This is a genomic window from Flavobacterium sp. ZE23DGlu08, assembly GCF_030505335.1.
GTDB lineage: Bacteria > Bacteroidota > Bacteroidia > Flavobacteriales > Flavobacteriaceae > Flavobacterium > Flavobacterium algoritolerans.
The window spans coordinates 1,326,585-1,352,881 of sequence record NZ_CP130045.1; the positions used below are offsets into that span (position 1 = coordinate 1,326,585).

Consider the following 26,297-nt stretch of genomic DNA (forward strand, 5'->3'; position numbering starts at 1 on the left):
TATTTTTTTATGATGTGACTTTATTTCTATAATATTTCTTGTAGACTTTTACCATTTGAACAATAGCTAAAACTACAAAAAATGACGGAATCACCACTGGCATTACATATTTAGAAAAGCCAGTTGTGTTTTGAGACAAGGTATTTAATATCAAGACCAAAGTCATCATTCCAAAAAATGTACCTATTAAAGTCCCTGAAACATAATATAATTTTAGCTTATTTACAATGGAGATATAATTCCCATTCATCAAATAAAGGTTCCAACCGGTCCAAAATGGCAATTGAAGAAAATTGATACAATTCAAAAATACACCGATCAGGAAAGGAGAATACATTGCATATTTCTCTAGAATACCTGGCTCTTCCATTGTTTGGTTGGAATTAGCATAAAAAGAATACCCTAAAATCAACAGAAAGAAAACGGCAAAAAAATCAATAATCTTCATTAATTTTTTATTGTTGACCAATTGTTTTGCGAAAATTAAAGTGAAATAAATCACAAACATCTCCACAAAAATCACTCCCAATAAAAAGAGAATCAAACTTTTCATTCCCAGCTTTGAATAGATTTCAAAACCTACTACATTCAAATATCCCAAGGGTATCGAACCGATAAAGCTCACTAAAAAACCAACAAAAATGTTTTTTAATGCCTTCATAATTTTAGAAATTTACAATTTTATTGCTTTGTTCCAGATGCATTCTGTATTCTTTCATCCCGTCTTTATGCAGTAAATACGGAGCGCCATTTTTATGGTTTGCCACGCTTATTTCATACATATAGGTAATGTGACGTGCGAGTTCTTTCCATGCAAAAAGCAAAGAATGCTTTGGATCATAAATGTGTGTGGGCTCACTTGCAGCGCCATTAAGCTCCACGACAGAAAAGTTCAATCCTTGTTCTAATTCTTCAATTGTATTGTACATCACATCCAATCTACCAAAGTAGAAACCTGGAATTTGCAGACACATTTCGTTTATTGTTTCCGTCAATTTTGGTGTAATCCAATGACTTCCATCAATGAATTTTGCACCTCGTGCATGATTCCCATAAGGTACCAAATTCAATTTTTCACCTTTTGGAAGAATATCGAGTAGTTTTTTTCCGTATTCCTGCTTCAAAACCTTTAATTGCAGTTCGTATCGAGGATTTTCTTTGATTAATTCTTCTACGGTAGAGAATCCGTTTCCGGTAATAATTAGAAATTCTTTGGAAACTATTCCGGTAATTCTGCCCGCTTTTTCATGAGGATAACGCACATAAAAAATCCCAACTTCATTTTCGTATGGAATTAAATCCTGAACTACATAATCGAAATTTGCTTTTTCAGCATATTCTTTTAAATCATCAATGGTATTAATTTTTTTAACCCCAGATCCTCGCAGTCCAATATCTGGTTTGGCAATCAAAGGATATTTTATTTTTGCTTCTTCAATAGTATTAACAATTTTTTCAAGAGCAATTCCTTCTTTTATTAATTCCGTTTTTGGGTAATATTTTTGTGGAATCAAATTGTAGATTTCTTTTTTGGACTCCATCATAAAACCTCCATTTTTTATGGTTGGATTAGAAGCATTAAAGAAAAAAATAGATTTTGCCTTGATGGAATAATAGGACCAAAGAAAATAAATTGGAATGTAAACAATCTGAAAAGGCCAGTATTCCCAATGCGTAATTTTATGAAAAAATAGTTTCAAATTAAGTTCTTTAAACGGTGATAAATGAGGTCGAAAAATCCTGTTGTGCAATCAAATCGTAATGCAATATAGCTACTTTATTTTTTTCAATAACCGATTGCGTGATACTTAAGGTTTTCATCTCGTCATTTCTATTGATGACTAAACCGTTTTCATCATTTCCTTCTTCGGTATAGCGATGAAAATCGTGCATTTTTGATTCCGAAATTTGAAAATTGTCATGCATAAAAGTATGAAACCAGTTGGCACGTTTTTCACGAATCGCTGATGGATACAAAGTCGATGAAGACCAAATATGATTTTGATGAATGTCCAAAGATGTCGTTTCTTTCTCTTTTCCGTTCCAGCGCAGTTGAAAAAGAGCATTGTTTTGAAATAAAACTAATGTAAAAGGCTCTATGTTTTCCAAATCAATTTCTGTCCAGAAATCCTTAGGAGAAATACTGCTGATCATCTCTAAAACTATCAAACCACGGCTTTTTCGATATGGAAGTTGCACTTCATGTTTTTCGTCAGCGCCATTTAACAGCACTAAAATTGTTCCGTCAGCATTAGCGACAAACCAAGTTCCTCCTGCTTTTGGATCTTTTGGAAAAATAAGATTTTTCCCGTTTACGGTATAACTTCTTGGAGGTATTGCACTCGGTCTTACTGTTTTTTCATCCCGATTTGAAGTAATGATAATTTTATCATTCGTTGCTACAAAACTTACTGTGCACATTGATTTCTATATTCTATTGTAGAACGGGCAACTCCAAAATTAGCGTCAATTATAACTGTTTCACATTGTAAAATAGCAACTTTAATAAGCGCCTGATGATGAATGCAATGTTCTAAATTATACAGTAACTCTCTGAAATAGTTGCTTTCAATTCGAATTTCCTCTCCATCAATAATTTGCAGCAACTCGATGTTTTTATTTTTTTTATCTAAATTTTGTTGAATCAACACAATATTTTCAATAGCAAAAGCAGTATCCGTTTGAATACGGGTATTTCGTTCTCTTTTATCATAATTCACAATGCCTAAATCATATTGATTTTCTAAGCATTGAAACATTTCAATAATATGCCTTGTATGCTCCCCAATAGTTGCATTACTTAATTCCGTACAAGAATTTGAATATTCTTTTTGAGACAATTGATTCAGCAAATCAATTAGTTCGTTTAAACTATTATTAATAGAAGGTATTAGCATATTTAAGTTTTAATTCAACAAATTCATCACTTTAGTCCTATCCTTAAAAACTAAAGTAACACAACAAAGAAAGGTAATTAGTGCCAAAATAAAAAGTGTACCACCATCATTTTTCACTTCAATCCCAAGCACGAACAGATGAGCAAAAATCGCACCAACCATAACGCCGCAACCCATTATAGCACCAAATAACGAAGTTCTGGGTATTAAAATCAAAATTACCGTAATCAACTCGGCTATTCCAGTGCCAATTCTTCCATACGGTTCTATTCCCAAAGCAGAAAAAATATAAACTGATTCTTCACTCGCTGTAAATTTAAAGTACAAAGTTTGCACTAAAATCACCGCCACGGCGAGTCGCATTATCCAGAAAAATATACCTGATTTCATAATTCCTGTTTTTTTACTTAATCCTTTTACTCCAATTCGCATCCGCTTTCATCATCAATCCGGTTTCCTCTTTATTCCAGCTTTTCAATGTATTATTAAAGAAAGCATTGTAAAACAAATACAACTTTCCATTACTAATCTTGAAAGTCTCTGGATTTATAGACACTTTTTCATTGGAATCTCCCATTGCATACGCACACCAACCTCCGTATTGAGGTTCAAATTTTGAAGGATTTTTCAAAAAATATTCTTTATTTACTAGCATCGAAAAATAATAAACCACACCTTCATACGATGCTGTTATTTCTTTTTTCCCCTTCACTGCTTTTCCTTGTTTAAAATAAGCCACTGGATCATATCCTTGAATAGCCACATTTTTTTCAAGATTAAAAAGAGTAACTCGTTTGTTATCCTTTTGCGAAAAGCCAGAAAAAGTACACAATACGGTTAGAATAAATAGTAGCTTCTTCATGATTATTTATTTAAAGATTTTGCAACGGCAATCAACAAATCATTTGAAATTCTATTTTTGAAATTAGGTGTGATGTATTCAAACTCAATTTCACCATTTACATTTAAAATAAACACCGTAGGAACAGGTAAAAAAGAACTATTCACACCTTCGGAACCTTTAGTTATAGTAGTCTTATAATTTTCTGGAGCTTGAAAAGCAATTCCAACAGCTTTAGACAATTCACCTGTACTGTCCGATAATAATAAATAATTTAATTTTTCTTTATCATCCGTTACCTTCAAGCTTTTTGGAGCATCCGGACTTATCGCGATAATTTGATATCCTAAATCCAGTAATTGTTTTTCGGCTTCCCCCAATGCCGCTAAATGAGCATTACAATATGGGCACCAACCACCACGATAAAATACTAAAACGGTCCTTTTCTTACTGATTAATTCCGTTAAATTAACATTCGTATTTTCTACTGATTTTAAATTGAAATTAGGAATTTTTTCTCCAATAAGTAGTGGAGCAATTTCCGTAGCCAATTTTGGCAAATCATTTTGAGCCTGAACGGATAATCCAATTACAAATAAAGCCAGACAAATTATTTTTTTCATAGTGTTACTTTTTGATGTTGTAAAACTACTGTGCAATTTCGAATAGATTTGTCGGCTAGATTACAGTTCCACTAAAATAATTATAATTTAGGGATATCCGTTATAATGATTTCTTTCCTACTGTAAATGATGGTACCATTCGTTTCCATTTCATTAAGCAATTGAGTTGCTGTTTGCCTTGAAGTACAAATAATTTGCGCAATATCATTTTGGGTCAGATAATTTTCAATTACCACTTTATCTTCTATTTTTTTACCTTCTTTTTCAGCCCAATCTTTTAGAAACTGAAACAATCTGGTTTTTGCGTCTTTAGAAATCAAATTAGAATAACTGTTCTTAATCCGTTTCATTTTTAGCCCTACGAACTTTGTATAAGATAAAGCCAGACTTGGATTTCGCAACAATAAATCTTCAAAATCCGACATTAGAAAACTACAAATGGCCACATCATCCGAAAGCACTTTTGCATATTCATTGGACTGGCTGTCAGCTTCCAAAGTCAGTTCTCCAAATAAATCTCCTTTTTGAATAATATCTTTAATCGTTTCATTGCCGTCTTCATCGACCGCAACAATCTTTATATTTCCTTTTTTCAGCAGAAAAATTCTCGGCAAATCCGAAGAAGAAAAATAGATAATCTCACCTTTCTTTGCTTTTTTAAAACCGGTGATAATACACAATTGTCTGATTTGTCCAAAACTCAACGTTCGAAACAATTTGTGATCGCGCAAATACCAATATTTTAAATCCTCATACATAAAAAAATTCTTTCAGTAAATGTATTAAAAAAACGATTTAAAAAACAAAACCCTTTCCAGCCGAAATTGGAAAGGGTTTTGATAAACTATTTTATATCCTTTAAGAAACTAATCCTCTTGAAATTACAATTCGTTGTATTTCAGAAGTTCCTTCATAAATTTGAGTAATTTTAGAGTCACGCATCATACGTTCCACATGATATTCAGCAACATAACCGTTTCCTCCATGAATTTGAACCGCTTCATTTGCTACTTCTAAAGCTATTTCTGACGCGTATAACTTTGCCATAGCACCAGAATGTGCGATATCTTTACCTTCATCTTTTTCACAAGCCGCTTTCATTACCAATAATTTTGCAGCAGTTACTTTTACATACATATCAGCCAGTTTGAAAGCAATAGCCTGATGATTGAAAATTTCTTTTCCAAATGCTTTTCTCTCGTGAGAATATTTTAAAGCAATTTCGTACGCTCCAGTTGCAATTCCTAACGCTTGAGATGCAATCCCTATTCTTCCGCCATTTAAGACATTCATTGCAAAAGCAAATCCAAATCCGTCAACACCAATTCTATTTTCTTTAGGAACTTTTACATCCGAAAACATTAATGAATGCGTATCACTTCCGCGAATTCCCATTTTCTTTTCTTTTGGTCCAATATCAAATCCAGCCCAACCTTTTTCAACAATAAAAGCATTGATTCCTTTGTGTCCTTTTTCAATATCCGTTTGAGCAATAACTAAATATGTTGATGCAGTTGACCCGTTAGTAATCCAGTTTTTAGTACCATTTAATAAGTAATAATCTCCTTTATCTATCGCAGTCGTTTTTTGCGAAGTCGCATCACTTCCAGCTTCAGGCTCTGATAAACAAAAAGCTCCAATAACTTCCCCTTTTGCAAGCGGAACCAAATATTTCATTTTTTGCTCTTCGTTGCAATATTTTTCAAGACCAGCGCAAACTAAAGAATTATTAACTGACATGATTACAGCTGCTGAAGCATCCACTTTTGCGATTTCTGTCATTGCCAAAACATACGAAATACTGTCTAAACCAGACCCACCGTATTTAGGATCGACCATCATTCCCATAAAACCTAAATCGGCCATCATTTTCACTTGCTCAGTAGGAAATTTTGAATGTTCATCACGTTCAATAACACCAGGTAATAATTCTACTACAGCAAAATCTTTAGCGGCTTGTTGAATCATTAAATGCTCTTCGGTTAGATTAAAATCCATATTTTTATTGTAAATTAAATGTTCTTAAATTTGTCGTCAAAAGTAATTATTAAATATCAAATTTCAAACGATTTCGTAAATTTAGCCAATGTTTAAAGAAAAGTATACTATTATAGGTGTTATGTCCGGAACCTCGCTGGACGGAGTCGATTTGGCGCATATTGTCTTTACTGTCAAAAACAACAAATGGGACTTTCAAATCCTGGAATCTGAAACCGTTTCGTATAGCATTGATTGGTTAAACAAATTGAAAATAGCTGTCGATTTTTCTGAAGCTGCTCTCGAAAAATTAAATCAAGACTACACGCAACTTCTGGCTGTTATTATTTCTGATTTTATCGAAAAATACGAAATAAAAGACCTCGATGCTGTTTGTTCCCACGGACATACTATTTTGCACCAACCACAAAACGGATTCACACTTCAAATTGGTAATTTACCCGAAATAGCTACTTTAATTAACCAAACTGTCGTTTGTGATTTCAGAGTTCAAGACGTACAATTTGGCGGTCAAGGCGCACCTTTGGTTCCTATTGGCGACCGAATTTTATTTTCTGAATATGAGTATTGCATGAATTTAGGTGGTTTTTCGAATGTTTCTTTTGAACAGAATAACAAAAGAATCGCCTTTGATATTTCGCCTGTAAACACCGTTTTAAATTTTTATGCGAATCAATTGGGATTAGATTATGATGACAAAGGAAGTATTTCAAGAACCGGAATTTGTAATAAAGATTTATTAAATGAACTAAATGCGTTGGATTTCTACCAAAAGAAACACCCTAAATCATTGGGCTTCGAATTTGTAAAAGAAACTGTTTTACCTATTATCGAAAAATATTCCATTCCCATTGAAGACAAATTACACACTTTCACCGAACATGTGGCGTTGCAAATTGCTTTGGCTTTGCCCAATAAAAACGGAAGCCTTTTTATAACTGGCGGCGGTGCTTACAATGATTTTCTTATAGAGAGAGTTCAGTATCATTTACCCAAAATGAAGCTCATTATTCCGTCAGCTAAAATATTGGAATTCAAAGAAGCACTGATTTTTGCATTACTCGGTGTTTTAAAATTACGCGGAGAAATCAATGTTTTGAGCAGCTTTACAGGTGCAAAAACAGATCACAGTTCTGGAGTTATTTATAACAATTGAATATTTTAACTAAACTATATTCCCTCATCGCTTAAAAGACTAATTTTAGCAAAAATTTAACCTACACAACTCATGAAAAAACTCTTATTACCCCTATTTACACTGTTTTTACTTATTCAATCCAACATCGTTACAGCGCAAAGCCAATTTGATGTCAATGGTGTTATTATTCCAAGAGAAATAAAATTCCAAAATAAAACGCTTCAGCTTAACGGGTTTGGAACCAGATCAAAAATGATGATTGAAGTATATGTTCAAGCATTATATTTAACAATACTTTCCCAAGATGCAAAAGATATTATTGACAGTAATACTGAAATGGCTATCAGAATACAAATCACCTCTTCAATGGTTTCATCAGCTAAGTTAACCCGAAATTTAAATAAAGGTTTCGAACAGTCTTCTAAAGATGTTCTTCCTACTTTAGTCCCAAGAATGGAACAACTTAAAGGTATGCTAAGCGATGAAATTGTAGAGAATGACATTTTTAATTTGATTTATAATCCTAATGATACTTCTCTTTGGGTCTACAAAAACGACAAATTAAAAGGTAAAATAGCAGGATTTGATTTCAAAAAAGCATTCTTTGGAATTTGGCTTTCGGATAATCCTGTGGGTGAAAACCTTAAAAAGAATTTATTAGGTCAATAAAAATTATTGTTTGAAATTATTCAAAAAAATAAATAATTCACATTATTCTATTTTTTATATTTGCCTAAATTAAACATATCGCAACAAATGAAAGATTTATTAAAGAAATTCGAAAATAAAGAACCTGAAATAGTTTTCCATTGGAAAGATGCTGAAACAGAAGCCGAAGGATGGACAGTCATCAATTCGCTTCGTGGTGGTGCTGCCGGTGGTGGAACTCGTATGAGAAAAGGGTTGGATATGAATGAAGTTTTGTCTTTGGCAAAAACCATGGAAGTGAAATTTTCAGTTTCTGGACCTGCTATTGGCGGAGCAAAATCTGGAATTAATTTTGACCCGAATGACCCAAGAAAAAAAGGCGTTTTACAACGTTGGTATAAAGCCGTTTCTCCTTTATTGAAAAGTTACTACGGAACGGGTGGAGATTTAAATGTAGATGAAATTCACGAAGTAATTCCGATGACGGAAGAATGTGGTGTTTGGCATCCGCAAGAAGGTGTTTTTAACGGTCATTTCAAACCGACCGAAGCAGACAAAATCAACAGAATTGGACAATTGCGTCAAGGTGTGGTGAAAGTGATTGAAAATCCAAAATTCTCACCAGATGTTTCCAGAAAATATACTATTGCTGATATGATTACCGGTTATGGCGTTGCAGAAGCTGTTCGTAATTATTATACAATCTATGGTGGAGACGTAAAAGGAAAGAAAGCAATCGTACAAGGTTTTGGAAATGTAGGTTCTGCTGCCGCTTTTTACTTAGCCGAAATGGGCGCTAAAGTAATTGGTATTATCGACAGAGACGGAGGATTAATCAACGAAGAAGGATTCTCTTTCGAAGAAATAAGAGCTTTATTTCTTGCAAAAGACGGAAACAAACTGGTTGCTGAAAACATGATTCCTTTTGAAGAAATCAATCAAAAAATATGGACTATTGGCGCTGAAATATTCACTCCGTGTGCCGCTTCCAGACTAGTAACTCAATCTCAAATTGACAGCTTGATTGCGAATGGCCTTGAAGTAATTTCGTGTGGTGCAAATGTTCCTTTTGCCGACACAGCAATCTTTTTTGGTCCAATTATGGAACATGTAGATCATAAAGTGAGTTTAATTCCTGACTTTATTTCTAATTGTGGTATGGCGCGTGTTTTTGCTTACTTCATGGAAAAGAAAGTACAAATGACGGATGAAGCTATCTTCCAAGACACTTCGGAAATCATCAAAAAAGCAATTGAAAAAGCACATGCTTTGAATCCAAGTAAAACAAATATTAGTGCCACTGCTTTTGAAATCGCATTGAAGCAGCTTACTTAAAATAAAATAGTTTTTTTTACTATTTATCGGAACTGGGATTAAGCAGATTTTAAAATCTATTTAATCCCTTTTCTTATTTCTAGTTTTAAGCGAAAGCAATATTATTTATATTCTGGCAGTCGCTTTTTACTCTTGACAATTTTTAGTACTTTTCAACGTTTTTTAGTAATACACTTTTTAAAATTTAAAATACAAATGAGTTCCACCATTTCATCAGATCAAAAGAAATCGTTAGCACTATCCATTCTTTTGTATGCGACAATGTTGTTAATTTTATTTTTCATCCGCTTTTGGCCTCCCGCAAACATGGATGAACTTGCTGGCGGCGGTGGTGGCGGTGGCGTTACAGTAAATTTTGGTGACAGCGATTTAGGATCGGGTGCGAATTATAAAAGTGAAGTTTTGGAAGTAAAAAACCAAACCAGACAAACGCCTGCAAAATCAACTCCTGACGAAGCTATTTTATCCCAAGAAAACAGCACCGAAGAAACTGTTGTCATTCCGACGAAAGAAAAAACTAAAAAACCAATAGTCGTTGTAAAAGAAGAAACAAAACCAGTAGTTGTAAAACCTAAAGTTTCTAACAATACCAATGATGCTTTATCCAGCATTCTAAAAGGTTCTAATAAAGGTGGCGATGGCGATGACAAAGCAGCCGGAAACAAAGGAAAAGCCAACGGAAGCTTGAGTTCTAACGGTTATTATGGAACGGGTGGTTCCGGTGGAGGAACAGGCGGAGGAAATGGTACCGGAACCGGAATAGGAACTGGCAGTGGCTATGGCTCCGGAAGCGGAGGAGGAACCGGAAGTGGTTCAGGCGGAGGAGTTGGATACTCCTTAGGAAACCGAAAAGCACTCTCTAAACCTGCACCAAAATACACATGTAATGAACAAGGGAAAGTAGTTGTAGAAGTTTCTGTTGACAGAACCGGAAGGACTGTAAATGCAGTTGCCGGTGTAAAAGGAACTACGAATACCGCAAAATGTTTATTAGATCAAGCCAGAATTGCTGCAATGAACACGAGATGGGATGCCAGCAGCGATGCCCCGGAAAAGCAAGTCGGTAAGATTGTTTACAATTTCAATTTGAATTAAAATCATATAAAGCTACATAAAAAATGCCTCGAAATATCGAGGCATTTTTTTTATTTTAAAATCAGCTTAACTAATTTACTTTGTAAAACTCTTAATGAAATCACTTAGGACTGGTGGCAATCACAAACTTCAGATTGTTCTTAACTCCTATTTGCAGTACGTCAACTAAGTCTTGTACTTGTAAATTGAATGGAATGCGAACAATTACAGTTTGGTCCTTTGATGAATCCATCTTAGACATCAAGGTTGTTTCCAGTTCTTCAAATGAAACAGGTTGCTTGTCGATGTAGAATTTTTTATCTTCTGTGACAGATAAACTAATGTATTGCTTGTTTGTTTTTTCGTTTGATTGTGCTTTTGGCAACGTCATCTTGATAACATTAGGATTCGCCAATGTTGATATAATCAAGAAAAACAACAACAGGAAAAACATAATATCACTTAATGAAGAAGTCGCGACCTCGGCATGAAATCTTCTTTTTCTTTTTATAGACATATTATGATCTTTGAATAATATTTACAAATTCTAATATTTGTTTTTGAATTTTTAAAGCAAAATTATCAATCTTACCGTTTAATAAATGATATCCGCTATACGCAATAATACCTACAATTAATCCAGCACCACTACTGATCATTTTCTCATACAATCCTCCAGAAATATTACCAATACTAATGTTTTCAGTTACCGAAATACTGTAAAATATTTTAATAACTCCAGAAATAGTTCCAATAAATCCTAATGTAGGTGCAATACCGGCAATAAGTCCCAAATGACCTAAATGCTTTTCCATTCCTCCTATTTCGATATCTGCAGCACGATCCATATTAGATTCAATCTCAATAATAGGTCTCCCAATAACCAAAATACCTTCTTTTACAATATTACCCGAAGCGGTATTATTTCTTTCTGCAATGGATCGAGCCAAATCAAGATTTCCTGAATTTAGATTATCCCGAACATCGCGCATCAAAAGTGCATCAATTTTTGATGCTTTACTGATGTACAAATAGCGTTCAATAATCAGATAGAAAGTGTAAAATAATAGAATCCCGATTGGGATAAGCCATACACCACCTTTTAAAAGGAATCCCAAAGTGGATATTTCGGTATTTGGAGCAATTTTTTCGATAACTACGTTTGAAGCAGCGTTGGTAATGGTGTCGGCCTGTAATTGTATAAAACTAAACATATAATATTATTGTATTTTAATCATTAATTCTAAAAATTATTTCAATTTTGCACTAAAGATACTTTTCGATGTACTATTAAACTAAAAAAATCGAAAAATATTTTAAACAACTACTATTTTATTACAAAAATGAACTATCAGGAAACCATAAATTGGATGTTTAATCAACTCCCGATGTACCAACTTCAGGGCGCTTCGGCCTATAAAAAAGATTTAACTAACACGCATTTACTCATAGCTCATCTTCATCATCCACAAGAAAAACTAAAGTGCATTCATGTTGCGGGAACTAACGGAAAAGGCTCGACATCACACATGTTAGCATCCATACTTCAAGAGGCTGGTTATAAAGTTGGATTGTACACTTCACCACATTTAAAGGATTTCCGGGAACGCATAAAAATTAACGGAAAGGATATATCTGAAGAATTTGTCACTGATTTCATCAATGAGCACAAAAGTTTTTTTGAATCCAATGACATGAGTTTTTTCGAAATGACCGTTGGATTAGCCTTCGATTATTTTGCCAAAGAAAAAGTAGACATCGCCGTTATTGAAGTGGGAATGGGCGGAAGATTAGATGCTACCAATATTATCACTCCATTAGTTTCGGTAATTACCAATATAGGATTGGATCACACACAATTTTTAGGAAATACATTAGAAGCTGTCGCTTTCGAAAAAGCGGGGATTATCAAACCCAACATTCCTGTAATAATAGGAGAATACACTCCTGAAACCAAACCTGTCTTTTTGGCTAAAGCCAAAGAATGCAATTCGGAAATTTATTTTGCTGCTGATTTAATTTCAGAAACCTATCCTTCTGATTTAATTGGCGATTATCAAATACACAATAAAAAGACAGTTTTACAAACCATCACTGTTTTAAATAGTCAGAGCGAATTTAAAATCACTCCCGAAAATACAAAATTTGGTTTGTTGAACGTGGTAAAAAACACCGGACTTCAGGGAAGATGGCAACAATTGAATGAGTTCCCAAAAGTTATTTGCGACACGGCACACAATAAAAACGGACTGGAAATTGTATTGAATCAAATACAAAAAGAAGATTTTGATACTTTACATATTGTTTTGGGAGTTGTAAATGACAAAGATTTAGATGAAATCTTACCATTATTCCCTAAAAAAGCAATCTATTATTTCTGTAAAGCCAATATTCCTCGCGGGCTGGACGTTCTAATTTTAAAACAAAAAGCAGCAACTTTCGAACTGAAAGGCGAAGTATATAATTCTGTTTCAGAAGCTTATAAAAGAGCAATTGAAAACGCAGCAAAATCTGATTTTATATACATTGGCGGAAGCACCTTTGTAGTAGCAGAAATTTTATAATTTTTTTGGTTTTTACTTGCAAATCTAGAAAAGTGGCGTATATTTGCACACGCAATAACGGAAACGAAAGTAACCAAATTGTTTAGGGCAATTAGCTCAGCTGGTTCAGAGCACCTCGTTTACACCGAGGGGGTCGGGGGTTCGAACCCCTCATCGCCCACTTTGAGGGATAATCTTTAGATTATCCCTCTTTTTTTGATATATAAGATATCCCTTTTCCTCCATTTTACTGGCATTATGAGATAACAGATCTAACATTGTAGGTGTTCGATATATACCCTTTTCATAGTACAAATTGCCATCGAACACCATGTTTACAAACTGACGTTTTTGCAAAACATCTGACTTTGTATATATGTGTCTGATATCACCCAATAAATCCAGATTGCTGTCCAAAACCTCGAAAGCTTTACCTTTATTTGTACTGAATCTTTCTATTGCAGCTGTAAGGTTTAATATATGATCACTGTAGGTAGAATACCATCTGTCGTAAGTATCTTTGTTTATCTCGTCCCTAAACCATTTTTCTTCTACCGCATTTAATCGCTGCTGAACTTCTTCCAGTTCATTTTTTTTGTCTGCTGCCTTTTTCCTGTTTGCTTTTACTTCCTGTTCAAGTGAAGCGTAACAGCCATTTCTTATATCCTTAATCTGTCTTTCGGGAACGCTCATAAGGTCACAGGCATTTAAGAACTGCTCATGTGCTTTGATTGCACTTATATTGTTATGTTTTGAATGCTTGCATTTATAATAGTAGAAGTATTTTCCAGATTTACCACGAGAAGGCGCACCAGTAAGCGGAGTTCCACAATGGCATTTTACAACTCCTCGTAGCGGTATTTCATCATCGATAACTACCTTTACTTTATCAACTTTCTTCATTTTAGACTGTACCATTGTCCATGTTGTCTTATCAACTATTGGCTCATGAATGGCTGGGAAAAGACCTCCCGGCAAATCTTTGAACGGCTCAACCCTTACAAGCCCTGCATAAACGGGATTTGCAAGCACACGATCAATAGCCATGTTGCCTTTCCTGTCAAAACCTGATTGATAAGCTATTTCTTTGATTTTATATAACGGCACATCACGCAGATACATATCATAAATTGTTTTGACAATTTTAGCTTCTATCTCATTTACTTCAAGGTGGCGCTGTTTTCCTTCTCCAACCTTGCTGTAGCCGAAAGGTTTTTCTCTAGTAAGGAAACGACCTTCTTTAGCACGGGCGGTATAGAGTCCGCCACGCACTTTTATACTCCTGTTGATATTGTCTTCTTCAGCTAGCAACAATTGTAAGCCTGCTCGGAAAAAGCTTCCCGGTGTATCATAATCAAAAACTATCCCTTCGGTCACGCTGATAATCTGAATACTGTATTTTTTTTGGAATTGTTTGACCAAACTCATAGCTTCACCCGCATCCCTGCTGAAACGGTCAAGCTGGTCTACAAGTAGGTAATCCACTGATTTATAATGTTTGGCAATGAATGCCTGTAATTTTATAAAATCGGGACGGTCAAAAGTCTTGGCACTTTTACCCCTGTCGATAAAGGAATCTACCAACTGTATATTATTATATTGCAGGTATTGGTCGGTATACAATTCCTGTCTTTCAATCGAGCCATTACTTTGCCCTAATTGACTAAATCTTAAATATCTAATCGCCCTCTTCATATAATTCTTTCAATGTTAATGATACAATAATTTCAATCATTAAATCTACGAATTTTTGTTCTTTTTCCTGTTCTATATCTTCATAATTTTTCAATATATATTCTTCTATATCAGTCTGTTTGACATCTTCATGCTTCATTTTGTACCTCCTTTGCCTTTTGTTAAAACAATGTTTGTTTTTAAGTCTTATGAATTTAACCCATCTGAAAGCTTAGGAGTAATTACAGTCTCACCGAGGAACTCTTTGGCTGTATTAGTCTCAAGACAACATTGAATACAGTTATAAAAAAACAAAGACAATCCCTCCTTATCGTCGGGACAGTCTTTGTTTTTAAAAATTGTTGGTACAGCCAATTTGATGAATCACTCCTTTGTCGTGAATCAACAAAAAGGCTGGCGATTAAAATTGATAGTATGCACTATCTTTTTTTGCGTCTGGCTTTCTTTTTCATTTGGTTGACAAATAATTCTTCATCATAGTCTTCTGCTTTTCCATTGGATAATAACCCTCCAAAGACTTCAATAAGGTTGTTTTCTTCATGGCTATAGGACATATTTTCCTTAACCAAAAAGTCAAACAGCTTGTGTGATTGTTTGATATCTTCATTTATAGTGGCATTGTTCTTTGAAGCAAGATTTCCTTGTACTGGCTGCTCCATTTTATTGCCATTATTCCACCAGTCATTGAATACGTTAGCCGAAAGGTTTTTGCCTAATTGCGAACCATTCCACACGGATTTTGAACTATGGTCAATAAAGGTTATTCCATAAACTCTGCCTTCGGTATTTCGTCTTACAACGGTATTAATACCTCGTTCCAACAACCTTTTTTTGAATTCTTTTTCATCCGATGCCGTCTGTAAGCACATCTCAATGGTTGTCTTAAGCAAAGCTTTGGATGGCTCATTTTTCAACAATTCTTTGGACTTCCCATAGTGTTGTTGAAGCTGAACATATCCTGCCTGTTTACCGAATAGCGAAGCCTTAAAAGGATTGCTTGCTTTTTCTCCCTTTTCATTTAATGCAAAATATACCAGTCCTTGTTTTGGGATTCCATTAAATTCCCCCTTGACTTCTTCGGCGGTAATATTGAAAAGGGAAAGCAGGGCATTGTAGGTGCCGAAACCCTCAAATTTGTAGTACTTTGGCAAATGACGGATTACCGAAGCCATCTGGCTCTTTATGTCCCCAGCCTTATAATCAACGGGTTTGAATATTTGATTTTGTGGATTTTGCTTTTTCTCGATAGCCGATATCAGGCAGTATTCTTTTTCCAATTCACGACAGACATCCATCGAACGCCTTTTTTCAAATTTATCAGATATTTTTCTTCCCTCTTCATCCACGCAAACCGATACAATATGAATATGGGTACGGTCAATATCAGTATGCTTGAATACCACAAAAGGCTGTTCAGCGTAACCCATTTTCCGCATATACTCCTGAGCCATCAGTTTGAATTTTTCATCACTTACCTTATCCTTCGGATCAGGATTGAGAGAGACATGTAATATTGGTTTTTCAGTCTTTCGATTGGCCAGCAGGTACGGTTCAAAAGAACGCAACAGTTGACCGACTGCATAACTGCCATCAGGAGTTTCAATTATCTTATTGGTATACAAAACCTGCCCGTTTTCCTTTTCCACTTTGAGCTGATTGTACACCAACGCACCATACAGATTGTTGCCTCTTCCGATTTTCGCTATCATTTTTTCAGGTATTTTGCTTCAAACTCCTCAGTTAGTAGAATGATTTTTTGGCACAATACCGCCATTTCTGCTGTCTGCTTTTCCAATTTATAGAGATAGGCTGCGGCTTTCTTTTCAGAAAAATTGCGGTAAAGTATTTTTACTACTTGGTTATAATTGGTTCCTACAGCCCTGAACTGGCCGAATAAAGTGGTCAGGCGCATATAGTAATCCATGGTTGCCTTGTCAACCGTTATGGTCGTAATTCCTTTTTGGAAAATACATGCCGTAATAAAATGCGCCATTACATCCATGCGTGAAGCTTCATAGAGAGAAAGGAAACATGCATTTTCCTCAGCACTAAGGCTTATAGAATAGCGGTGAACGGCGGGATCTTTCTTGGGATTCCTGCCTCCTTTATGCGGGGTGGTTTTGCCGTTGTCTTCCATAACCATTTTTACTGGTTTCGTCTAAATAATTTTAAAACCAATATACTTAATCATTAGTGATCGCTTCTGGATATTGCAGAATATGGAAGCATTTGGCTTATTATTTCCGCATGTGGATTTTCGCTTTAAGGACAACTCCCGTCAAATAAAGCCACGACAGGACAGTATGTAAGAGTGCCCCGCTTTCGGAATTAATTTCATGAAAAACGTGAAATTATGCTCTACAAAGAAACAGTCAGCAAGGAGATGTGGGAACTTCTCCAGAAACTTATGAAAGATGAAAAGCTGAAAGACTTCAGCCTTGTTGGAGGCACGGCTCTTAGCCTTATGATAGGCCATCGGCTAAGCATAGATATTGACCTGTTTACAATTAGAGATTTTGATGAACTGGCAATGCTTTCCCATCTTAAAGATCAACATCCGGTAAAAATCAGGGAGATACTTGAAAACACCATGCTTTTAGATATAGGCCTGGTTAAGGTAGATATCATTGCCCACCGATATCCGTGGCAGGAACCAATTCGGACTGAAGAAGGTGTACGTCTGGCATCTTTATATGACATCGGTGCTATGAAGCTTCATGCGATTTTCCAAAACGGCACAAGGATAAAAGACTTTGTTGACATGTATTTTCTTTTGGAACACCATTCCCTTAAAACCTATTTAGAAACTTACCAAAACAAATATAATGGAAATCCGAGACTAGCTGCTCTTGCATTAATGGATCATAGAAATATAGACAAAGAAGAAAAAGTCAAACTCCTGAAAGGCAAAGAAACCAATTGGAACAAAATGACCCAGCGACTAAAAAAAGCAGTTTTCAATCCTTCCATTTCATTTTCTGAATCAAAAAATCAAATTCCTCCACCCAATAAAGGAAATGGATTTAGACGCTAAGCGTTTGAATAAGAAGTTAAAAAATCGTATATTTACTTCATGGCACGAGTTAAAAAAAATAAGGCATTCCCAAATCTAAACCCAGTATTTTTTTGGGATTTCGATATAGATGCAATGGACTTTGAGAGAGCCTATAAAACTATTATTGCCCGTATCGTAGAGCGTGGAGGAAAAGAAGAAATCAACGAAATTGTTCGTTTCTACGGCCTTGAAAAGGTGGTGAAAGCGATTCGTGACGAAATTTATTTTCTTCCAAATTATGCCATTGACAAGGCTTTAAAATTGTTTCCTGAACTTAAAAAGGAAGAGATGTACTGCTATCTTAACCGTAAAGATAAACCCTACAGCTGGATCTAGTTTTTATACTATAAGCCATTCTTACGAACAAATAAATAAAAAGAAAACGAAGTTAGGCCAAGCATTAAACTTAGCAAAAGACTACGGCATAATGTCTTGCTCGTTCCTCACAATCCACCCTTACGGGACTTATTCCGTTTCCTTTTGCTAAGTTTACTGCCAGCCCTGTGAAATTGCTTTCTTTTTCTTTTTTACGGTTTTTCTGTTTTCTTTTGAATTTATATTTATGCCTTTGCATATGCACATACAGCAATATTTGAAAGCTTAAATATTTACTCATGTCCACATTCATATTTATATGTAAAAGCGTATATACATAAATACAGTTTTAAAAGCATATGTATATATTTCAATCTGTAGCTATTAACAACTATGCTTACATGTTTACTTTTGTAAAGTAGTGCGTTGCTACAGAGCTTTGTGCTTATGGGGTGACAAGCGTAAATACATAAATACGTAAATACATAATTAGGTAAGTTTGATTTCCAAACTTGATTGTGATAAACAATCATAATCCTTATACTTCGATGATTATACTGGTCTGAGATTTGAAATCGAACGCTTTTTAAATTAATTTATTGAATTAATTTACCTTCCAGTTTAGCTATATCAAAAAAAGGGCATCAAGCCCTTTCAATTAAAACCATCGGTAAGAATATTTTCGAGAGAAAATAGCAAGTTGTGTTTTGAACTGCTTGAAATACTTTCCGCAGCTCAAAACCACTTGCCCTTGCAGGGGGCTGGAAAACGTCTCCAAAGTCGGCGTTTTATCAAAATTCTAAATGGATTTACGATTAACGAATAAGTGCAGTTTGAAAAAACTGCACTTATTTATTTTTATTCCTTTAAATATCGGTCAAACCAATTGGTAATTCGTTTTGTAAGGTCCATTTTATTCTCCTTGATTACAATTACATGCTGGTCTTTTGGATATACTAATAAAACATTCTTTTTCTTGGCTCTCCTCAACGCATTATAAAAAAGTAAACTCTGTTCGTAGGGTAAATTAGTCTCCATTTTACCCACCCAAGACAGTAATGGTGTAGTAACATTATCTGCATAAAGTATTGGTGAATTTTTTAGGTACAACTCTTTGTCTTTAAAAATAGACTTTCCTATTCTCCATTGTTGCGTTTCACTTCGCCATAATTCTGGAATATTGAGACTTTTTGAGTTACTAAAATACCAACTTACCATGTCTGAAATTGCTGCACCCGATACTGCAGCTGCAAAAATTTTCGATTTTGTAATGATGTAATTTGTTTCATAACCTCCGAAAGAATGCCCTATTAAGCCAATATGTTTTGCGTCAATCATTCCTGTTTTTACAACTGCATTGTTTGCAGCAACAACACAATCCAGTGCACTATTGCCGGTTTCTCCTTCATAATATTTCACATCAGGCATTAGTACAAAATAATTCTGTTGCACAAAATGTTTCACATTAAAACCGGTATCGTTGTATAAAGTCGGAATGCAATATTCATGCAATGAGTTAGTGATTTGTGAGTACACATTGATTATCATCGGATATTTTTTACCTACTTCATAATTTACTGGATAATATAATAATCCTTGCAGTTTGTCTCCTTTTGAATTTGAAAATGAAATTAGTTCTACCTTTCCTTGATTAAAGTTTTTATCATGGGTATTGCTTTCAAACAGAACCTTATTTACACCGTTTTTAAATGATACAATTCTTGGAGACTCATTATGCGATTGTTCTCGATAGACATAGACTTCATTATTGGCTCTACGCAATTCATCTGATTTTGTAGCATTATTTGCTAGTGGAATTAAAGTGTTGGATGTAGAAACTAATTTGAATTGTTGTGCTTTGGTGGTCGCATTTCTTGCTGAAACAATTAAATCATTAGCTGAATTAATTTCAGTTAGTGCCCAGCCATTGTAATTATCATTTCCTATTTGCTTGATATTTGAACCATCTACAGTGAAGTAAGTACCGCTTTCTCGACCTTTTGTAATCCGTTTTAGTTTACTTGTTTTGATATCAAATTTAAAAATATCAAACTCATCTTGTAGCAAAAGGTATTCTCCATTATCACTCCATCCTTTCATTCCAAAAACATGTGGTCTTGTTATGTACTTTAAATCATTTGAAACCCATTCGGAGCCTGCAGGTGGCACAATTGACACCGTAGATTGTTTTTTTATATTGTAGAGCCACCAATTTTTATCTTTAAAATAGCATATGTATGCTCCATTTGGAGAAAAAGACAATAAGTAATTTTCACTAGGTTGCTTTTCCAAAAATAGCTTTTTGGTACCATCAGCCAGATTGTACAAGAAATAGTCAACCTCACCATAGCGCTTAAAATGAGGAGCATATGCCGTTGGATTGTAAAGTAATGCAACTGATTTACTGCCGTTAAGCTGTACAAAAGGGAGTTCTTTACTTGTAATCGTATTCCAGCGCTTTTCTTCAATAAACCAAACCGATAAAGTGGAATACCCTTCTAAATTTTCCCTACTTGCTTTTGGATAAATCCATAAATCTTCTGTATCCCAAACCTCGACATCGTCTTTTTTTGGTGTTGCCTCTTCTTTGACTTTCGCGATTCCAAAAAATACCCTTTTACCATCACTTGAAATTTTGAAAGATTTTGTGGTAACAATTTCATGCTTTTCTGGAAAATTTGAGAATGATTTTGGTTCAAAGGTTTGAATACTGTTATCTTGGTTTTTGTAGAAGTTCAGTTTTGTGTATTTCCCGTTGATGCCCTCTTCGAGCCAAAAAACACCTTTTCCATATTCTGCCAATGTAAGACCAAATAACTTGTGTGGCGTTGTGTGATATTCTGTTTTTTGGTTTGTCCTAAGATTTATTGTTCCGAAACTACTTTTCCCATTATTGTTAGTGAGATAAGTCAGGATATTGTTAGGCTGGTCCAATTGGTATTCTGTTACATTTGGAAGTTGGATGATTTCTTTATTTTTTATGATCCTCACCATTAATTCCCCATCATTGGAAAAGCTCACAATAATTTTTCCGCTGTTGGCAAATTCAAAAGCAGTACAATTTGATATACTAATGTTTTCACTATTTTCTAAGTTAGTTACTATTACTTTATCTCCTTGAAAGGCACCAAATGCAATTTCACCACCAAATTTGCCTTGTGTTCCTTGTGGAAAACTAAATCCAATATTTTTCTGCGTATGTTTCACAAAGAGTGTATCTGAACCATTGCTGTACTGCATATCAAATGATATCCAGTTTCCCTTTTGGGAAATAGCTCTGTTTTCTAATTTGCCCCACCTTTCATACTCTGCTGCAGCAATATTCTTTTTGGAATGATCCTGCCCGTAAATAGAGCAGGATAATACTATCCAAAATGACAAAATTGTTTTTTTACAAGAATAACCTAAAGCAGTATTACTATGGTTTTTTAATAGCTTCATAACTTTAATAACCTGTGTTTTGTGGTTGTAAATTTGGATTTGCGTTCAATTCTAGCTCTGGAATAGGCCACAAAATATCTGAACTATTCCAACCTGGTTTTGAAACAGATAATACTCCATCAGCTGTTCCACTGCGCTTTAAATCAAAAAAGCGATGCCCATGTTCCGTAAAAAACTCAAATCTTCGCTGTTTTTGAATTTCAGACAAAATTTCAGAAGTGATAGTTGATGTAATTATTGGTAAACCAGCGGTCGTTCTTATCTTATTTAAATCTTCTTTTGCGCCTGCTAAATCGCCTTGTTTTGCTCTTGCCTCGGCTCTGATCAAATATTGTTCTGCTAAGCGCAACACAATAGAATATTCCTGCGAACTTGTTGTTGCGGTGCGCAGTTTGTATTTATTGGGATGATACCAAGTATTCAGTCCGGTGGTAACTGACTTTGTCCAATTCACTTTGCGTTGGTCGCCTGTTTCAAATGCATTCATAAAATCGGCACGAAGCGCACAAACTGGTGGCGGTCCAGATACGAAAATAAAAGTTGTACCTTCATTACTATTTCGTACCGCTGTAGCTGATGCTAATTGCCAAATAGTAGTTTTACTATTTCTTAGAAAAATTTTGTTTAAATCCGTTTCCCAAGCATAAAGCGGACTATTGATAACAGTAGTTGCTTCATTTGCTGCTGCTGTATTTTTATTCCTGTATAAATATACTCTCGCCAGCATGGCTTTGGCCACCATTTTATTGGGTTTTGCACGATCCGAAGAACTATAATTTTCAGGTAATCTTGAACTGGCGCTTTCTAAATCCTTCGCGATTGCTGCATATACTTCATCCGCAGCACTACGCATAACTTTTCTATTAATTTCATAATTGGTTCCTGTAATATAGGGGATGCTACCATAAATTTGTAACAGATAAAAATGTACTAGAGCACGAACGAATAGTGCTTCACCCGACACTCTGTTTTTAACCGCAATAGGTAACCCGGTCGAATTTTCAACTCCTTGAATAACTGAATTTGCGTTATATATTTGACTATAGCTTGAAGTCCAAAGTGACGCCACAGTAGCATTATCAGCTGTAAGCGCATTGTTGTAAATAGGTAGGGCAATTGTAGAGTTGGTATAATCTTGTAATTCATCAGCGTACAATCCCATTCTAACAGATGCACCAGTAGGTAACCCAGATAGGATGCCGCCGTCACGAAGTTGTGCATAAATTTGTGCCATTGCTGCATTTGCTGTCAATTCACTTTCAAAAACTGTAGTTCCTGTAAGCTGAGAATTAGGCAATGGAACCTCGACAAAATCACTACAGGAACTTGAAAAAAGTATCAGTGCCAAAACCAAAAGAATGCGATACACCTGATATGGCTTTGTTTGTACCGTTATAAATTGTAAATTTTTCATATAACTATTTTTTGAGGATTAAAAGTTTAATGTCATTCCGCCACTGATCACTTTTAGCGGAGGGAGGAATCCTGAGAACTTAAACTCGGGATCACCTGCTTTGTAAGATGTAAATGTGAGTAGGTTTTGACCTTGAATAAAAAGTTTACATTTTACATTAGTGGTCGCTTGTAACGGAATATCATAGGAAAGTGATATGTTTTTTAGTCTGATAAAAGAGCCGTCTGTAATTACAGCATCGCTTTCTATGTATCTATAATAAGCGCTTACCGCAGCACCATTTAGTCCCGTAGTGTGCAGTTGCGAACTGCTTTGATCCCCAATTTGCTGCCAAGCATCACCACTAGTGTTGCTTTGGTTTACTTGACCACCTCCCGGAACATTTGAAATGTAATCGTAATTATCTCTTTTTACGAACTGCAATAAAAAATCCAATTGCCAATTTTTATAGTCCAATTGGTTTTGGATGCCTCCAAAATATTTAGGAGATAAGTCCTTGCTAATTTGCTTGTCGCCTGCTGTTATGCTTCCATCCCCATTTAAATCTTCAAAATCGTATAATCCTGTTTGTGGATTAACACCTTTACTTTGGTATAATTTTACAATATCAATGGATTGGCCAATCACATACCGATTTGCAAAAGTAGAACCTGAAAGATTCGGGAAAGAAAGTAATTTATTTTTTGCAACGGCCACATTGAAGTTTGTTGACCATTTAAAAGAGTTTGAATCAATATTTAGGGTTCTTACGGAAAATTCAAAACCTGAATTTTCAACGGTAGCATCAAGATTCGCATTCAATGACAAGAAACCTGTTGTAGCTGGCATAGGAATACCCACCAATTGATCCGACGAACGATTTCTATACAAAGCTAGCGTACTAAAAATTCGGTCTTTAAAAAAACCAGTTTCTAAAGCTAATTCTAGTTTACGATTGGTTTCCCATCCAAAATCGGCATTATAAAGTCGTGTAGGTTGTAACCCAATTATGCCCTGATAATTTGCACCAGTTGTACCGTAAGTATCATAAAACTGATAATCTCCAATTTGATCATTACCTGTAGTTCCATAACTAAAACGGAGTTTTCCAAAACTCATTTTACTATTTTCTGGATTGAATTTTTCTTTGCTAAAAATCCATGCAGCTCCAATAGCACCAAAATTAGCATATTGTTTGCCTGGTCCAAATCGGCTGGAGCCATCCCGACGACCTGTAAAGTTTAAAAAGTATTTTTCGTCGTAACTGTAATTGATGCGACCAAAAAAAGCTTGATAACGGTACAAAAAGGTATCGCTATTGGTTGTGTTTTTTGTAATTGCAGAAGCTAAGTTGTTAATCAGATTGTTGTTTGCAAAACCAATACCCGATTGGAATAGGCGTTCTGTACGTTGCTGTTGGCTTGTCATCCCCACTAGTACATCAAATTTGTGGTTTCTAAAATTTTTGAAACCTCTTAGTTGTGGCTCTATAATCCATGATTGTCTGCTGGTAAGGTTTAAGTACATTAAGGAATTGTCACTCCCAACTTCGTAAACGGGATTGTAAATGGTGGATGGTATTGTTCGAACTTCTTCGGTTTTTAAATCGGTAAAACCAAAATTTGATTTTATTTCTAAACCTGGAATTAGTTCATAAGACAATACGCTGTTGGCCACCAAGTCATTAGTATTTGCACGGTAGGTACTTTTTAGAGGTGCCAAAGGATTTTCGAAGGTATCATTTTCCCAATTCAGATTTCCATTTGAATCGTACAGTGCGGGAGCGTTTGGTGCCAAATAACGCGCTGTTAACGTCAAATCTGTCGCTGCTTGTAGATTATCTTGTGCCGTGTAATTTCCCGAAAAAGAGATTTTGAATTTCTTATCTAAAGAAGTGTGGTTTATTGAGCTAAGAATCCCTCCTTTAATGTACCTGAAATCTCCCGGAAGGACTGTTCCCTCGGTTCTGTAGTTCCCACTAATCAAGAATTGTGTTGTTTCACTACCACCAGAGATACTGGTTCTAAAGTCATTGATTGTTGCTGAACCGCCTAATAATTCCTTTTGCCAATTGGTATATCGAGTTTGATCCCAAGTTCCATTTATATCATAATCGGTATCCGATATTGGAATTCCATCATTGATAAATGCTTGTTTACGCATCGACAGATACTGCTGCGTATTCATCAGCTCTACAAATTTAGTAGCTGTACCAACGGCCGTTGAGGCCGTTACTGAAATGTTTGTTTTGCCTGATTTTCCTTTTTTTCGGGTAATTAATACCACACCATTTGCTCCCCTTGAGCCATAAATTGCCGTTGCATCGGCATCTTTTAATACTTCGATGCTTTCAATGTCATTTGGGTTAATACTGTTGAGCGGGCTGGCTTGGCTTGGTAATGCCGTTGAAGTATTCGTGCTTCCTATGGACTCGTTTGAATAGGGTACTCCATCAATAATATATAATGGTTCATTTCCATCAAGACGAATACTATTGCGACCTCTAATTTTAATTTGGAAACCACCGCCGGGAGTTCCTCCATCTTGAATGATATTGACACCTGCCAATCTTCCTTGCATTGCAGCTAGTACATTTGTGACAGGTTGCTTGTCGATGTCTTTTGCAATCATTCTTACAATACTACCGGTTTGCTCTTTTTCTTTAATAGAATAATATCCGGCATTTATTACGATTTCCTTTAAAGTCGTTGCATCTTCAGTCAATTTTACATTGATAGTTACTTGATCTGCAACTACAATTTGAATCGTTTTATAGCCTAGATAGGAAAAAACCAAAACATCATTCTCCGCTGCTAGTATGGTGTAATTTCCATTTTCATCAGAAAATGCTGTTGGTGGCTTATTTTTAACCTTTATGGTTACACCAGGAACTGTGCTGGTATCATCGGTAATTATACCTTTGATAGATCGTGTTTGCGCATTTAATCCTGTTATGAAGCACAGGAAAAGGATGCAGGACAGTTTGGACAGTTGTGTTGTTGTCCAAAACTTCAAAAATGATTTTTTTTTCATACTTTTGAATTGGTTTAGTTAGACTTCGGTTTAGTTTGCTTTGGTCCTCTATTCGTCCGCCAAGAAGAGTTAGAGGGCCTTTTTTTTCTGATTAGCCTCGAAAGTGCTAAGGCATAGATTTTTATTTTTTAAGTCATAGGCGTTATCTGTATTTATTAGGTGTTGTCACATCTCAGCAAGCTGTGTGATGTGAAAATAATTAGTTATTTTTCTTAGTTATTGCTGTTTATATAAAAGCATCGGAACCAGAAAGCCAACAAATTATCAG

The 26,297-nt window shown here is 35.2% G+C and carries 26 protein-coding genes and 1 tRNA gene; 8 read left to right on the forward strand and 19 right to left on the reverse strand.

The features are described from left to right. Window positions 1–7 precede the first annotated feature (7 nt). From Q1W72_RS05870 to Q1W72_RS05910, 9 genes are all read right to left on the reverse strand, one after another. Window positions 8–661, reverse strand: coding sequence for a hypothetical protein (locus tag Q1W72_RS05870; RefSeq protein ID WP_302137612.1), 654 nt, complete (start codon window positions 659–661; stop codon window positions 8–10). Window positions 662–665: 4 nt separating this feature from the next. Continuing rightward, entirely contained in the window at window positions 666–1,700 is a 1,035-nt protein-coding gene (locus Q1W72_RS05875; RefSeq protein WP_302137613.1) for a D-alanine--D-alanine ligase, read from the reverse strand. 10 nt (window positions 1,701–1,710) lie between these two features. Continuing rightward, window positions 1,711–2,421, reverse strand: a complete 711-nt coding sequence (locus Q1W72_RS05880) for an NRDE family protein (RefSeq protein WP_282711811.1) — start codon at window positions 2,419–2,421, stop codon at window positions 1,711–1,713. Next, on the reverse strand, window positions 2,409–2,897 hold the full coding sequence (locus tag Q1W72_RS05885) for a DinB family protein (protein ID WP_113636783.1): 489 nt from the start codon (window positions 2,895–2,897) through the stop codon (window positions 2,409–2,411). Before Q1W72_RS05885 ends, Q1W72_RS05880 begins: the two co-directional genes overlap by 13 nt. Window positions 2,898–2,906: 9 nt before the next feature. Beyond that, window positions 2,907–3,287 carry a DoxX family protein gene (locus tag Q1W72_RS05890; RefSeq protein WP_282718132.1) on the reverse strand — a complete coding sequence of 127 codons (381 nt, stop codon included), beginning with the start codon at window positions 3,285–3,287 and terminating at the stop codon, window positions 2,907–2,909. A gap of 13 nt (window positions 3,288–3,300) precedes the next feature. Next, window positions 3,301–3,759, reverse strand: coding sequence for a YHS domain-containing (seleno)protein (locus Q1W72_RS05895; RefSeq protein WP_302137615.1), 459 nt, complete (start codon window positions 3,757–3,759; stop codon window positions 3,301–3,303). Between the two features lie 2 nt (window positions 3,760–3,761). Further along, window positions 3,762–4,361: a peroxiredoxin-like family protein gene (locus Q1W72_RS05900; RefSeq protein ID WP_121340928.1), complete on the reverse strand. Its 600-nt coding sequence runs from the start codon at window positions 4,359–4,361 to the stop codon at window positions 3,762–3,764. An 80-nt stretch (window positions 4,362–4,441) separates the two neighbouring features. Beyond that, entirely contained in the window at window positions 4,442–5,119 is a 678-nt protein-coding gene (locus tag Q1W72_RS05905; protein WP_302137616.1) for a Crp/Fnr family transcriptional regulator, read from the reverse strand. Window positions 5,120–5,219: 100 nt separating this feature from the next. Next, complete coding sequence (locus tag Q1W72_RS05910) at window positions 5,220–6,359, reverse strand: acyl-CoA dehydrogenase family protein (protein ID WP_099713485.1); 1,140 nt, start codon at window positions 6,357–6,359, stop codon at window positions 5,220–5,222. Between the two features lie 88 nt (window positions 6,360–6,447). On the opposite strand from Q1W72_RS05910, the gene Q1W72_RS05915 reads away from it, so the two are divergent. The 4 genes from Q1W72_RS05915 to Q1W72_RS05930 all read left to right on the forward strand — a co-directional run bounded on the left by Q1W72_RS05915 (window position 6,448) and on the right by Q1W72_RS05930 (window position 10,575). Continuing rightward, window positions 6,448–7,515, forward strand: coding sequence for an anhydro-N-acetylmuramic acid kinase (locus tag Q1W72_RS05915; RefSeq protein WP_099713486.1), 1,068 nt, complete (start codon window positions 6,448–6,450; stop codon window positions 7,513–7,515). 72 nt (window positions 7,516–7,587) lie between these two features. Beyond that, on the forward strand, window positions 7,588–8,166 hold the full coding sequence (locus Q1W72_RS05920) for a chalcone isomerase family protein (RefSeq protein ID WP_099713487.1): 579 nt from the start codon (window positions 7,588–7,590) through the stop codon (window positions 8,164–8,166). 87 nt (window positions 8,167–8,253) lie between these two features. Then, a complete protein-coding gene (locus Q1W72_RS05925) occupies window positions 8,254–9,480 on the forward strand; it encodes a Glu/Leu/Phe/Val dehydrogenase dimerization domain-containing protein (protein ID WP_099713488.1) in 1,227 nt (408 codons plus the stop codon). A gap of 195 nt (window positions 9,481–9,675) precedes the next feature. Further along, window positions 9,676–10,575, forward strand: coding sequence for a hypothetical protein (locus tag Q1W72_RS05930; RefSeq protein ID WP_099713489.1), 900 nt, complete (start codon window positions 9,676–9,678; stop codon window positions 10,573–10,575). Window positions 10,576–10,675: 100 nt separating this feature from the next. Here Q1W72_RS05930 and Q1W72_RS05935 read toward each other — a convergent pair whose 3' ends face one another. Both Q1W72_RS05935 and Q1W72_RS05940 read right to left on the reverse strand, forming a co-directional pair. Beyond that, a complete protein-coding gene (locus tag Q1W72_RS05935) occupies window positions 10,676–11,071 on the reverse strand; it encodes a biopolymer transporter ExbD (protein WP_099713490.1) in 396 nt (131 codons plus the stop codon). Between the two features lies 1 nt (window position 11,072). Then, complete coding sequence (locus tag Q1W72_RS05940; protein ID WP_099713491.1) at window positions 11,073–11,768, reverse strand: MotA/TolQ/ExbB proton channel family protein; 696 nt, start codon at window positions 11,766–11,768, stop codon at window positions 11,073–11,075. 129 nt (window positions 11,769–11,897) lie between these two features. On the opposite strand from Q1W72_RS05940, the gene Q1W72_RS05945 reads away from it, so the two are divergent. Together Q1W72_RS05945 and Q1W72_RS05950 are read left to right on the forward strand one after the other, a co-directional pair. Then, a complete protein-coding gene (locus tag Q1W72_RS05945; protein WP_099713492.1) occupies window positions 11,898–13,118 on the forward strand; it encodes a folylpolyglutamate synthase/dihydrofolate synthase family protein in 1,221 nt (406 codons plus the stop codon). 85 nt (window positions 13,119–13,203) lie between these two features. Then, window positions 13,204–13,278, forward strand: a tRNA-Val gene (locus Q1W72_RS05950). On the opposite strand, the gene Q1W72_RS05955 is transcribed toward Q1W72_RS05950, so the two are convergent. The 4 genes from Q1W72_RS05955 to mobA form a co-directional block, all read right to left on the reverse strand. Further along, entirely contained in the window at window positions 13,269–14,792 is a 1,524-nt protein-coding gene (locus Q1W72_RS05955) for a recombinase family protein (protein ID WP_099715594.1), read from the reverse strand. The two genes, Q1W72_RS05950 and Q1W72_RS05955, sit on opposite strands and share 10 nt — an antisense overlap. After that, window positions 14,776–14,931, reverse strand: a complete 156-nt coding sequence (locus Q1W72_RS05960) for a hypothetical protein (RefSeq protein WP_158234603.1) — start codon at window positions 14,929–14,931, stop codon at window positions 14,776–14,778. Before Q1W72_RS05960 ends, Q1W72_RS05955 begins: the two co-directional genes overlap by 17 nt. 280 nt (window positions 14,932–15,211) lie before the next feature. Beyond that, window positions 15,212–16,501 (reverse strand): conjugal transfer protein MobB, encoded by a 1,290-nt coding sequence (gene mobB, locus Q1W72_RS05965; RefSeq protein ID WP_099715593.1) that lies wholly within the window; start codon window positions 16,499–16,501, stop codon window positions 15,212–15,214. After that, window positions 16,498–16,929, reverse strand: a complete 432-nt coding sequence (gene mobA / locus Q1W72_RS05970; protein ID WP_099716346.1) for a conjugal transfer protein MobA — start codon at window positions 16,927–16,929, stop codon at window positions 16,498–16,500. The genes mobB and mobA overlap by 4 nt, the downstream gene beginning before the upstream one ends. A gap of 216 nt (window positions 16,930–17,145) precedes the next feature. Between mobA and Q1W72_RS05975 the strand changes: the two genes are divergently transcribed. Together Q1W72_RS05975 and Q1W72_RS05980 are read left to right on the forward strand one after the other, a co-directional pair. Further along, on the forward strand, window positions 17,146–17,826 hold the full coding sequence (locus Q1W72_RS05975; protein WP_099715592.1) for a nucleotidyl transferase AbiEii/AbiGii toxin family protein: 681 nt from the start codon (window positions 17,146–17,148) through the stop codon (window positions 17,824–17,826). Between the two features lie 39 nt (window positions 17,827–17,865). Further along, complete coding sequence (locus tag Q1W72_RS05980; protein WP_302137618.1) at window positions 17,866–18,183, forward strand: hypothetical protein; 318 nt, start codon at window positions 17,866–17,868, stop codon at window positions 18,181–18,183. Between the two features lie 70 nt (window positions 18,184–18,253). Here Q1W72_RS05980 and Q1W72_RS05985 read toward each other — a convergent pair whose 3' ends face one another. The 4 genes from Q1W72_RS05985 to Q1W72_RS06000 form a co-directional block, all read right to left on the reverse strand. Then, window positions 18,254–18,463, reverse strand: coding sequence for a hypothetical protein (locus tag Q1W72_RS05985; RefSeq protein WP_302137619.1), 210 nt, complete (start codon window positions 18,461–18,463; stop codon window positions 18,254–18,256). A gap of 557 nt (window positions 18,464–19,020) precedes the next feature. Continuing rightward, entirely contained in the window at window positions 19,021–21,603 is a 2,583-nt protein-coding gene (locus tag Q1W72_RS05990; RefSeq protein WP_099715589.1) for a prolyl oligopeptidase family serine peptidase, read from the reverse strand. Between the two features lie 4 nt (window positions 21,604–21,607). After that, on the reverse strand, window positions 21,608–23,017 hold the full coding sequence (locus Q1W72_RS05995; protein WP_302137621.1) for a RagB/SusD family nutrient uptake outer membrane protein: 1,410 nt from the start codon (window positions 23,015–23,017) through the stop codon (window positions 21,608–21,610). Window positions 23,018–23,035: 18 nt separating this feature from the next. Beyond that, window positions 23,036–26,029: a SusC/RagA family TonB-linked outer membrane protein gene (locus Q1W72_RS06000; RefSeq protein WP_302137622.1), complete on the reverse strand. Its 2,994-nt coding sequence runs from the start codon at window positions 26,027–26,029 to the stop codon at window positions 23,036–23,038. Between the last annotated feature and the right edge of the window lie 268 nt (window positions 26,030–26,297).